Source organism: Micromonospora sp. NPDC048169 (genome assembly GCF_040652815.1).
Classification (GTDB): domain Bacteria; phylum Actinomycetota; class Actinomycetes; order Mycobacteriales; family Micromonosporaceae; genus Micromonospora.
The window spans coordinates 231,736-242,506 of record NZ_JBEZMS010000001.1 but is presented as its reverse complement, the minus strand read 5'-3'; the positions used below and the strand labels follow the sequence as shown (position 1 = coordinate 242,506).

Below are 10,771 nucleotides of genomic sequence, written 5' to 3'. Positions count from 1 at the left end.
GTCGTCACTCAGGATGGATCATGACGGGGACGACGTCGGCCCTCTGCGGTTTATTGAGTCTACGTTAGGGCTTCCGGCGCAAGGCCAGTTCAGATTGATCACACTTCCAGATGCTGGGACGTGTAGTCTCGCGCGGTGGATCTCGCACGCGCTGACGTACTCGCCCGGTTGGAGCGGTTCTACGACGCGGTGCCCCGCGACGGGGCGCGAACCGAGGAACACGGTGCCCTGGTGCTGTTCGTCCGGGACGGCGCCGGATGGCCGTTCTACGCCCGCCCCCGCCCCGACGCCACCGAGCCGCCGACGCTCGCCGACGTGACAGCCGTCCGCGCCCGGCAGCGGGAGCTGGGCCTGCCGGAGGCGTTCGAATGGGTGCACGAGCACCAGCCGGACCTGCTGGCGGTGGCCCGCTCGGCCGGCCTCGGCGTGCTGGAGGCGCCGCTGATGCTGCTGGAGCCGGAGCGGCTGCCCGAGCCGGGGACGTTCAGTGACGTACCGGTGCGGGTGCTGGACCCCGGCGACCCCGGCTTCGCGACCGACATCGCGCTGCGGCGGGCGGTCGCCGCGGTCGGCTTCGCCAACGGCGGCACCGCGCGCGGCGACGCCGGACCGGCCGAGCGGGACGCCGCCCTCGCCCAGCTGGACATGGCGGCGCTGGAGGAGGAGGCGACGCGGGTCGCCGACGGGCGGCGCGTCTCGGTGCTCGCCGAGCTGCCCGAGGAGGGCGCGGTCGCCAGCGGGATGGCCATGCGGGTGGACGACGTGGCGGAGATCGCCGGCGTGGCCACGCTGCCGTCCGCCCGCCAGCGCGGGCTGGGCGCGGCGGTGACCGCCACCCTGGCGCGGGAACTGCTCGCCGCCGGCACCGGCCTGATCTTCCTGAGCGCCGGCAGCGAGGACATCGCCCGCGTGTATCTGCGGGTCGGGTTCCGCCGGGTGGGCACCGCCTGCGTCGCCGAGCCCGCCGCCGTCATCTGAGCACCGACCCGACGCCGCACGCGGACGGTCAGGACGGCGGCTGCCAGGCGGCGGCGGCCGCGGCGGCGGTGTTGCGCAGTCGCGGGCTGATCGTGCCCAGGGCGGCGTCCCGCGCCCGCAACGCCAGCCGGCCCCGGGCCTGCAGGACCGCCGACATCCGCCGGGTCTGCCGGACCATGGTGGCCGCGCGCGGGCGGCGCAACCTGTCGTACGCGGCCACCGCGTCCGGCAGCCGCGACTCCCGCAGCAGCCCGGCCAGCGTCGCGGCGTCCTCGAACGCCAGGCAGGCGCCCTGCCCGAGGTGCGGCGGCATGGCGTGCGCCGCGTCGCCGAGCAGCACCACGCCGCCCGGGCCGGCCGGGAAGCCGTACGCCTTCGGCAGCGGGCGCAGCTCGCGGATCTCCTGCTGGACCACGTCCTCCGGGTCGGTCGCCTCCAGCAGCGTGCCGATCGGCGCGGGCCAGCCCGCGAACCAGCGTTTGAGCAGCGCGAGCTGGATCTCCGGCGGCTCCGGGCGGGGCGCGCCGGCTGCGGTGGCGACCCAGTAGACGCCACCCCGGCGGGAGGCGCCGGCGGTGCCCCGCTCGCCGAGCGAGGCGGCCAGGAAGCGGTATCCGGCGCCGAGCGTCTCGCCGTGCACCGGCTGGTCATCGGGTAGCTGGGGGGCCCGGTACCAGGGGATGACCGCCCGCCACGCGGCGCACCCCGAGCTGACCACGGCGGTCTCCGGGGCGAGGTGCCGGCGGATCTCGCTGTCCGTGCCGTCGGCGGCCACCACCAGGTCCGCCTCGTAGGTGTGCCGGCCGTCGCCCACCGCCGGACGCTCACCGGAGGCCGCGCGCACCGTCCGCACCGCCACGCCGGTACGCAGCTCGACCCGCTCGCCCAGGCCGGCGATGAGCGCGTCGTGCAGATCCTCCCGGTGCACCACCACCGGCATCCGCTCGGCCGGTGTGGACCGGGGCTGCACCAGCCAGTGGCCGTCCGGGCGGCGCACGCCGCCGTCGGGCAGCGGGGTGGCGATCGCGTCCAGCCCGTCGCCCAGCCCGAGGGCGCGCAACGCGCGTACCCCGTTGGGCCAGAGCACCACGGCGGTCGGCTCCGGGCGGACCCGGTCGGCGCGTTCCAGCAGCGTGACCTGCCAGCCCGACCGGGCCAGCACACCGGCCGCCGCCATTCCGCCGAGGCCGGCGCCGACCACCACCGCGCTGCGCATGACTCCCCCGCTCAGCTGTCCCGGTCCGCCGGGCGCCCGCCGCCGTCGGCCCGGCCGGCGTTCGTGCGCCCGGCGTCCGCCCGTTCCGGGCTCCCGTCGGCCTCGTCCGCACTCCCGGTGGTGGCGGCGTCGGTCGTCGCGCGTCCGGCGTCGTCAGTGGCGTCGTCGTCGGCCTTCGTGACGTCGTCGGAGGCGTCCGGGCGTTCGTCGTCGGCGGCCGGCTCCGCCGGTGGCAGCACGCCGGTCTCCCGGTACGCGTCGAACTGTTCCTCGGTCACCACCCGGTAGCCCTCCGGCGCGACCGGCTGCGCGCCGGCCTCCCGGGCGGAGAGGTCGACCTGGGACACGTCGCCGGCCGGGGCGGCCACGGGAGCGGGCTCGCCCACCGGCACCAGGTATTCGCGGGGCCCGCGGACCCGGATGAAGTAGGCGAGCGCGCCGAGGAAGACCAGCACGGCGGTCCAGACGTTGAGCCGTACGCCGAGGATCAGGTTCGCCTCGTCGGTGCGCATCAGCTCGATCCAGAACCGGCCCGCCGTGTAGCCCATCACGTACAGCGCGAACGCCCGGCCGCGACCGAGCCGCAGGCGCCGGTCGAGGAACAGCACCAGCGCGGCGACGCCGACGTTCCACAGCGCCTCGTAGAGGAACGTCGGGTGGTAGAGCCCGGGCTGGAGCACCGGGTTGCCGGCGTCGTCACGCAGCGCGTGACCCGGATTGTCCGGGTCCATCACGTGCACTTCCAGGCCCCACGGCAGCGTGGTCCGCCCGCCGTACAGCTCGTTGTTGAACCAGTTGCCCAGGCGGCCCACCGCCTGCGCCAGCGGCAGCCCCGGCGCCAGCGCGTCGGCGATCACCGTCAGCGGGATGCCGAGCTGCCGGGCGGCGAGCCACGCGCCGACCGCGCCACCGGCCACCGCACCCCAGATGCCGAGCCCGCCCTCCCAGATGTAGAGCGCCTTGATCGGCTCACCGCCGGCGCCGAAGTATTTCTCCGGCGAGGTGATCACGTGGTAGATCCGCGCGCCGATGATGCCCGCCGGCACGGCCCAGACGGCGATGTCGAGCACCGCGCCCGGCGCCACACCGCGGCGGCGCAGCCGGTACTCGGTGACCACGCAGGCCACCACGATGCCGAGGATGATGCAGAGCGCGTACGCCCGGATCGGAACCGGACCGAGCTGCCAGACGGCGGTGCTGGGGCTGGGCATGGCCGCCAGTGGGGTCATCGGGGCGAGGGTCACGGGTGCACACGGTACCGGTGCGGACTGTGTGCGCGGCACCCCGGGCCGCCTGCCGCGCGGGTCGGATGACATCTGGTTTGCACGGTCGTAGGCTCTTTGTCCATGACCCCGCTCACCTGGGCGGTCGCCGCTGTCGTCACCGACGGCTCCGGCCGGCTGCTGCTCTGCCGCCGGTCCGAGGGAGCCCGGCGCTGGGGCCTGCCGGGCGGGCGGCTGCGTCACGACGAGAGTCCGGCGGACGCCGTCGTCCGGGCGGTCCGCGCCGAGACCGGCTGGGCGGTGGCGCCGGCCGACCTGGTCGGCCTCTACCGGGTCACCGATCCGCAGGCGCCTCCGCCGCCGGCCGGGCGGTGCGGCGGGCGACCGGACGTGCTGGTGCACGTGTTCCGCGCCGCGCCGGCCGGCGTCGGGCCCACGGGCGATCCGGTGGCCGGATGCCTGGTGGAGTGGTGGTCCGCGGAGGGGATGCCCGGCGCGCTGACCCCCACCACGCGCGCGGCGGTCGCGGACGCGCTGGCCGGCCGCTCCGGCGTGCTCCGCCACACCACGGCCGCCGACCCGCTCACGCCACCCGGCGACGGGCAGCCCGCCCCGCCCGGCCAGCGCGCGTCCGAGCAGGCCGACAGCAGCAGCCGCTGACCGTCCTTCCCGCTCGACGCGGGACTCTCTCAAGATCTTGGTAGGTTTCGGCCCCCGGCGCGGTGGGCGGTGTCCCGGTCTCGCCGGGAGCGGGTGGAGCGGACCGGCCGTCAGCGAGCGGGGTTGCGGACGCCCTCGGCCAGCTCGGCGCTGAGCTTGCGCAGGGCGGTCAGGCCGGCGGCCTGGTCCGGGGCGTCCAGCACGCAGCGGACCAGCGCGCTGCCCACGATCACCGCGTCGGCGTACCCGGCGACGGTGGCGGCCTGCGCGCCCGTGCCCACGCCCAGCCCGACACCGACCGGGATGTCGGTGACCTCGCGCAGCCGGGAGACCAGGATCGGGGCCGCCTCGGAGGTCTGCGCCCGGGCGCCGGTGACACCCATGATCGCGGTGGCGTAGACGAAGCCGCGGCAGTGCTCGACAGTCATCCGCAGCCGCGCGTCGGTCGAGGACGGCGAGACCAGGAACGTGCGGTCCAGGCCGTGCGCGTCGGAGGCGGCCAGCCACTCGGCGGCCTCGTCCGGGATCAGGTCCGGCGTGATCAGGCCGGTGCCTCCGGCGGCGGCCATGTCGCGGGCGAACGCGTCCACGCCGTACTGCTCGATCGGGTTCCAGTAGGTCATGGTGACCACGCTCGCCCCGGTCGCGGCGACCGCCTCGACGACGCGCAGCGCGTCCGCGACGCGGACCCCGCCGGCGAGCGCGATGTCGCTGGCCTTCTGGATGACCGGGCCGTCCATCACCGGGTCGGAGTACGGGATCTCCACCTCGATGACGTCCACGCCCGCCTCGACCATCGCCTTCATGGCGGCGATGCTGCCCTCGACGGTCGGGAAGCCGGCCGGCATGCAGCCGACCAGGACGGCCCGTCCGTCCGCCCGCGCCTTGTCGAAGGCGACCCCGATGCGGCTCACGCTGTCACTCCTTGTCGAGGATGCCGAAGTACGCGCCGGCGGTGTGCACGTCCTTGTCACCCCGGCCGGACAGGTTCACCACGATCAACGGTTCCCGGCCCAGTTCCTCGGCGAGCCGGGGGGCGATGGCGCGGGCGCCGGCGAGCGCGTGCGCGCTCTCGATCGCCGGGATCACGCCCTCGGTGCGGCAGAGCAGCTCGAACGCGGCCATCGCGTCGGCGTCGTCGACCGGCAGGTAGGTGGCCCGGCCGGCGTCGTGCAGCCAGGCGTGCTCCGGCCCGACGCCCGGGTAGTCCAGACCGGCCGAGATCGAGTGCGACTCGATGGTCTGCCCGTCGGCGTCCTGGAGGACGTACGTGCGGGTGCCGTGCAGCACGCCGGACGACCCGCCGGTGATGCTGGCCGCGTGCCGGCCGGTGTCGACGCCCTCGCCACCGGCCTCGAAGCCGTAGAGACGGACCCCGGCGTCCGGCACGAACGCGTGGAAGATGCCCAGCGCGTTGGAGCCGCCGCCGACGCAGGCCGCTACCGCGTCCGGCAGCGTGCCGGTCAGGTCCAGGCACTGCTGGCGGGCCTCCACGCCGATGCCGCGCACGAAGTCGCGGACCATCTCCGGGAACGGGTGCGGCCCGGCGGCGGTGCCGATCAGGTAGTGGGTGTCCTCGACGTTGGCGACCCAGTCCCGCATCGCCTCGTTCATCGCGTCCTTGAGCGTGCGCGAGCCGGTGGTCACCGGGACGACAGTGGCGCCGAGCATCCGCATCCGCGCCACGTTCAGCGCCTGCCGCTCGGTGTCCACCTGGCCCATGTAGACGACGCACTCCAGGTCGAACAGCGCGGCGGCGGTGGCGGTGGCCACGCCGTGCTGCCCGGCGCCGGTCTCCGCGATCACCCGCCGCTTGCCCATCCGCCTGGTGAGCAGCGCCTGGCCCAGCACGTTGCGGACCTTGTGCGCACCGGTGTGGTTGAGGTCCTCCCGCTTGAGCAGCACCCGCGCGCCGATCTGCGCGGAGAACCGCCGGGCCTCGTAGAGCAGCGAGGGCGTGCCGGCGTAGTCGCGCAGCAGCGCGTCGAACTCGGCGAGGAACTCCTCGTCGCCCATCGCCTTGCGGTACGCCGCGTCCAGCTCGTCGAGCGCGGCGACGAGCGCCTCGGGGACGAACCGGCCGCCGAACCGGCCGAAGTGACCGGCGGCGTCGGGGACCTGGCCGGCTGCGGGTGCGGCGCTCATCGCGGGCGTCCTCTCGGATCGGGTGGCCCGGCGGCTCAGCGCACCGGGCGGGGCGTGGCCGGGTGGTTACCGGCGTTTACCAGCTCGGCGACGGCTTCGCGTGGGCTCTTCTGGGTGACCAGGCCCTCGCCCACCAGCACGGCGTCGGCGCCGGCGGAGGCGTACCGGATCAGGTCGTGCGGACCGCGCACCCCGGACTCGGCGATCTTGACGACGCTGCTGGGCAGGCCGGGCGCGATCCGCTCGAACACCGAGCGGTCGACCTCAAGCGTACGCAGGTCGCGGGCGTTCACGCCGATGACCTGCGCGCCGGCCTCCAGGGCGCGGTCCGCCTCCTCCTCGGTGTGCACCTCGACCAGCGCGGTCATGCCCAGCGACTCGATCCGCTCCAGCAGGCCGACAAGCGCGTTCTGCTCCAGCGCGGCGACGATCAGCAGCACCATGTCGGCGCCGTGCGCGCGGGCCTCGTGCACCTGGTAGCTGGAGACGACGAAGTCCTTGCGCAGCACCGGCACGTTCACCGCGGCCCGCACCGCCGCCAGGTCGTCGAGCGACCCGCCGAACCAGCGGCCCTCGGTCAGCACGCTGATCGCCCGCGCGCCACCTGCCGCGTAGTCCCCGGCCAGGTCGGCCGGGTCGGCGATCTCGGCCAGCCGCCCCTTGGACGGCGACGAGCGCTTCACCTCGGCGATCACGGCCACGCCGGCCCGGCGCAGGGCCGCGTACGCGTCGAGCGGTGGTGGCGCCGCGGCGGCCAGTTCACGGATCCGCTCCAGCGGAACCTGCTCCTGGCGCCGGGCCACGTCCTCACGTACGCCGGCCAGGATCTCGTCGAGCACCCCTGCGGACGGCGCCGCTCCGGCGTCGTCCCCCTCCGCGTGCGCATGCTCAGCAGTCACCAACGGACTCCCCTCTCCGGGCGTCATGGGCCGATGCTAGGGGGCGCCACCTGGCGACGAGTGCCGGGGGGTATGGCGCACCTCACGACATGGGCTGTGGCATGATGGCCGACTTGCGGTGAACGCCATGTCACGCAGCGCCACCACTGGCATCGACCGTCACCCATCCCTATCTCACCACGATCGTTCCGGGCCCGCAGGACGGGCTCCGGCGGGCGGCTGTGACCAAGGTCAAGGACCTCCGGCCCTGCCCAGGTAGTACCCGGTGCGACACCGTTGACCTGTGCTTCACGACGGCGAAACGTGTGCCCGGAAGCATCGTCGTCGGGCACACTCGACGCCGGCGGCTGCCGACCGTCGCAAACGATCTCGTGTGGGGTGACCATGAACGCCAACGGGCCGACCCAGGGCATCGGCTTGACCACCATCTCCCGTACCGTCGCCTCCCTCGCCGTCGGCGTGGTGGACACGCTGGAGCGCGCGGTGGCCGGGGACGGCCGGACGCGTACCGCCCGGGGCAACGCCTGGGAGGCGGTGTGCGCCGACCGGGCCCGCGCCGAGCAGCGCCGCGAGCTGGAGCGGCTGGTGGCCGAGCTGACCGCCGCGCGCGCCGCGGCCCGGAGGCGCCGCGACGCGCGCGAGGCGCAGCCGGTCAGCTGACCGTCGGGTCCTCGCCCCGGTCCAGCGCGTCCCACGCGTCCCGGGTGCCGCGCTCGACCGCTGGCCGGCCGGGCTCGTCCGCCGGAGCGGGCCGCCGCTCGTACCGGGCGCCCATCGCCGGCCAGCCGTCGCCGCGCAGCGCGGTGAACGCGCCGCCGGCCGCCAGGGCGAGGCCGCCGGCCAGCACAAGTGCCGGCCACTGCCGGCTCACCCCGCCCTCGGTCAGGCCGATCCCGCCGCCGACCGCCACGGCCACGCCGATGCCGGCCAGCAGCACCCCCAGCAGGCGGCGCAGCCGTCCCCGGGTGGCGAGCACCGCGCCACCACCTGCCAGCCCCACGTAGGTCAGCGCCAGCACCCACGGCAGCAGCTCCGTACCGGTGCGCTCGGCCCGCCCGGACGGCAGCGACCCCCGGGCGGTCACCTCCACCGCCCAGGTCCGGGTCACCGCCCAGCAGGCCAGGCCGGCGCCGGCCAGGCAGAGCAGCACCGCGTACGCCAGTTCGCGCCGGCCGCGGGCCGGTGGCGCGGTGGCGCCGGGCGCGCTCACCGGGCCGCCCGCAGCGTCTCGGCGGCCGCGATGGCGGCGAGCACGGCGGCGGCCTTGCTGCGCGTCTCCCGGTCCTCGGCGGCGGGGTCGGAATCGGCCACGATGCCGGCCCCGGCCTGGACGTAGGCGCGGCCGTCGCGGATCAGCGCGGTACGGATCGCGATGGCCATGTCGAGGTCGCCGCCGAAGGCGAAGTAGCCGACGGTGCCGCCGTAGACACCGCGCCGGACCGGCTCCAGCTCCTCGATGATCTCCATGGCACGCACCTTGGGCGCCCCGCTGAGCGTCCCGGCGGGGAACGTCGCGGCCAGCGCGTCGAACGCGGTGCGGTCGTCGCGCAGCTCGCCCACGACAGTGGAGACGATGTGCATGACGTGGCTGTAGCGCTCGATGGTGGCGAACTCGGGCACCTCGACGGTGCCCGGCCGGCACACCCGGCCCAGGTCGTTGCGGCCCAGGTCGACGAGCATCACGTGCTCGGCGCGCTCCTTGGGGTCGGCGAGCAGCTCGGCGGCGAGCCGGGCGTCGCCGTCCGGGGAGCCGCCGCGCGGACGGGTGCCGGCGATCGGGTGCAGCAGCGCCCGTCGCCGCCCGTCCGGGCCGGCGCTGACCTTGAGGTGCGCCTCCGGCGACGAGCCGACGATGTCGAAGCCGTCGAAGCGCAGCAGGTACATGTACGGGCTGGGGTTCGTGGTGCGCAGCACCCGGTAGACGTCGAGCGGGTCGGCGTCGGTGGGGCGCTCGAAGCGCTGGCTGAGCACGATCTGGAAGCACTCGCCGGCCCGGATCGCCTCCTTGGCCGTCTCCACCGCCTTCGGGTAGCCGCCCTCGGGGGTACGGCTGACCACCTCGCCGACGCCGGGCCGGCCCACCGTCGAGACCATGGGCGGAATCGGTCGGGACAGCGCTGTGGTCATCGCGTCGAGGCGACCGACGGCGTGGTGGTACGCGGCCTCGACCCGCTCGTCCCGCCCGGGGGTGTCCAGCGGCGGCAGCACCGCGTTGGCGACCAGGATCGCCGAACCCTCGTAGTGGTCAAGGACCACCAGATCGGTCGCGAGCATCATGCCCAGCTCGGGCACGTCCAGCTCGTCCTCGGTCAGCTCGGGCAGGCGCTCGAAGCGGCGGACCAGGTCGTACGCGAGGTAGCCGACCAGGCCGCCGGTCAGCGGCGGCATGTCGCCGGCCGGGTCCCAGGCCGGCCCGGCCAGCGCCGCGACCGACTCGCGCAGCACGGTGACCGGGTCGCCGGAGGTGGGCACGCCGGCCGGCGGGGTGCCGGTCCAGCTCGCCGCGCCGTCGCGCTCGGTGAGCGTGGCGCTGCTGCGTACGCCGATGAACGAGTAGCGCGACCAGGCCGTGCCCGCCGAGCCGACGCCCTGTTCGGCGGACTCCAGCAGGAACGTGCCGGGGCCGCCGGCCAGCTTGCGGTAGACCCCGACCGGTGTTTCCGCGTCGGCGAGCAGCCGCCGGGTCACCGGTACGACCCGCCAGCGGGCGGCCAGGTCGGCGAAGGTGGACCGGTCCGGGTGGACCGTGCCGTCGGTCACGGGGTCGCCTCCGGGGAGCTGACCGGCAGTTCGGTGAAGAAGCAGGTGCGCTGCCCGGTGTGGCAGGCCGCGCCGACCTGTTCCACGCCGACCAGCAGCGCGTCGCCGTCGCAGTCCAGCGCCACCGAGCGCACGTACTGGTGGTTGCCCGAGGTGGCGCCCTTGACCCAGTACTCGCCGCGGCTGCGCGACCAGTAGGTGGCCCGCCCGGTGGTGAGCGTGCGGTGCAGCGCCTCGTCGTCCATCCAGGCGACCATCAGCACCTCGCCCGTGTCGTGGGCGCGGACCACGGCGGCGACCAGGCCGTCCGGGGTGCGGCGGAGCTTCGCGGCGATGGCCGGGTCGAGCCGGGACGGGCGGGCCGGTCCGGGAGTGGGGGCGCCGGTCAGCGGCGCGTCAGGAGCGGGCACGGTTGACCATTCTCCCGCACGCGGCCCGGGCCGCGCCGACGTGTCCCGGGAGACGGGCGGCTCGCGCCTCCGGCGGGGCGTTCAGCCGGATTCCTCCTCCGCCCGGCGGTACGCGTCGATCTTGTATTCGAGAACCTTCAGGTCCTCCTCCAGCTCGGCCATCCGGGCCAGCACCCGGGCCCGGTGCGCCTCGAACAGCGCCCGCCGCGCGCCGAGCGTGCTGTCCCCGTGCCGGGCCAGTTCGGCGTAGCGGCGCATGTCGCGCACCGGCATCCCGGTGCGCCGCAGCCGGGTGAGCAGGAACAGCCAGTTGACGTCGGACTCGGTGTAGCGCCGGCGGCCGGACGAGTCCCGCCCGACGCGGCCCACCAGGCCCTCCTGCTCGTACCAGCGCAGCGTGTAGGTGGTCAGGCCGACCCGTTCCGCCGCCTCACCCACGGTGAGGCTCATCTCCCGCGTGCTGATGTCCACGCCCTTCAG

Annotated in this window: 12 protein-coding genes; 3 read left to right on the top strand and 9 right to left on the bottom strand. The window is 75.3% G+C overall.

The window, feature by feature from the left end:
• Positions 1-135 precede the first annotated feature (135 nt).
• Positions 136-978 (top strand): GNAT family N-acetyltransferase, encoded by an 843-nt coding sequence (locus tag AB0D28_RS01095; RefSeq protein ID WP_357380879.1) that lies wholly within the window; start codon positions 136-138, stop codon positions 976-978.
• A 28-nt stretch (positions 979-1,006) separates the two neighbouring features.
• Here AB0D28_RS01095 and AB0D28_RS01090 read toward each other — a convergent pair whose 3' ends face one another.
• Entirely contained in the window at positions 1,007-2,194 is a 1,188-nt protein-coding gene (locus tag AB0D28_RS01090; protein WP_357380877.1) for an NAD(P)/FAD-dependent oxidoreductase, read from the bottom strand.
• A gap of 11 nt (positions 2,195-2,205) precedes the next feature.
• Positions 2,206-3,438 carry a prolipoprotein diacylglyceryl transferase gene (gene lgt, locus AB0D28_RS01085; RefSeq protein ID WP_357380875.1) on the bottom strand — a complete coding sequence of 411 codons (1,233 nt, stop codon included), beginning with the start codon at positions 3,436-3,438 and terminating at the stop codon, positions 2,206-2,208.
• 102 nt (positions 3,439-3,540) lie between these two features.
• Here lgt and AB0D28_RS01080 point away from each other — a divergent pair, with 102 nt between their 5' ends.
• Entirely contained in the window at positions 3,541-4,077 is a 537-nt protein-coding gene (locus AB0D28_RS01080; RefSeq protein ID WP_357380873.1) for an NUDIX hydrolase, read from the top strand.
• Positions 4,078-4,187: 110 nt separating this feature from the next.
• Here AB0D28_RS01080 and trpA read toward each other — a convergent pair whose 3' ends face one another.
• Genes trpA through trpC form a run of 3 tightly spaced genes read right to left on the bottom strand, consistent with a single transcriptional unit; the run spans position 4,188 to position 7,061 of the window.
• Complete coding sequence (gene trpA / locus AB0D28_RS01075; RefSeq protein ID WP_013287551.1) at positions 4,188-4,991, bottom strand: tryptophan synthase subunit alpha; 804 nt, start codon at positions 4,989-4,991, stop codon at positions 4,188-4,190.
• 4 nt (positions 4,992-4,995) lie between these two features.
• On the bottom strand, positions 4,996-6,222 hold the full coding sequence (trpB, locus tag AB0D28_RS01070) for a tryptophan synthase subunit beta (RefSeq protein WP_357380870.1): 1,227 nt from the start codon (positions 6,220-6,222) through the stop codon (positions 4,996-4,998).
• A 35-nt stretch (positions 6,223-6,257) separates the two neighbouring features.
• The gene (trpC, locus tag AB0D28_RS01065) at positions 6,258-7,061 is read right to left on the bottom strand and encodes an indole-3-glycerol phosphate synthase TrpC (protein ID WP_357381170.1); all 804 of its coding nucleotides are present in this window, start codon (positions 7,059-7,061) and stop codon (positions 6,258-6,260) included.
• A gap of 444 nt (positions 7,062-7,505) precedes the next feature.
• Between trpC and AB0D28_RS01060 the strand changes: the two genes are divergently transcribed.
• On the top strand, positions 7,506-7,781 hold the full coding sequence (locus AB0D28_RS01060; RefSeq protein ID WP_357381168.1) for a hypothetical protein: 276 nt from the start codon (positions 7,506-7,508) through the stop codon (positions 7,779-7,781).
• On the opposite strand, the gene AB0D28_RS01055 is transcribed toward AB0D28_RS01060, so the two are convergent.
• The 4 genes from AB0D28_RS01055 to AB0D28_RS01040 all read right to left on the bottom strand — a co-directional run bounded on the left by AB0D28_RS01055 (position 7,774) and on the right by AB0D28_RS01040 (position 10,762).
• Positions 7,774-8,331: a Trp biosynthesis-associated membrane protein gene (locus tag AB0D28_RS01055; protein ID WP_357380868.1), complete on the bottom strand. Its 558-nt coding sequence runs from the start codon at positions 8,329-8,331 to the stop codon at positions 7,774-7,776. The two genes, AB0D28_RS01060 and AB0D28_RS01055, sit on opposite strands and share 8 nt — an antisense overlap.
• The gene (locus AB0D28_RS01050; RefSeq protein ID WP_357380866.1) at positions 8,328-9,881 is read right to left on the bottom strand and encodes an anthranilate synthase component I; all 1,554 of its coding nucleotides are present in this window, start codon (positions 9,879-9,881) and stop codon (positions 8,328-8,330) included. The genes AB0D28_RS01055 and AB0D28_RS01050 overlap by 4 nt, the downstream gene beginning before the upstream one ends.
• Positions 9,878-10,291, bottom strand: coding sequence for a phosphoribosyl-AMP cyclohydrolase (hisI, locus tag AB0D28_RS01045; protein ID WP_357380864.1), 414 nt, complete (start codon positions 10,289-10,291; stop codon positions 9,878-9,880). Before hisI ends, AB0D28_RS01050 begins: the two co-directional genes overlap by 4 nt.
• Before the next feature lie 81 nt (positions 10,292-10,372).
• A complete protein-coding gene (locus AB0D28_RS01040) occupies positions 10,373-10,762 on the bottom strand; it encodes a MerR family transcriptional regulator (protein ID WP_051611426.1) in 390 nt (129 codons plus the stop codon).
• Positions 10,763-10,771: the final 9 nt, after the last annotated feature.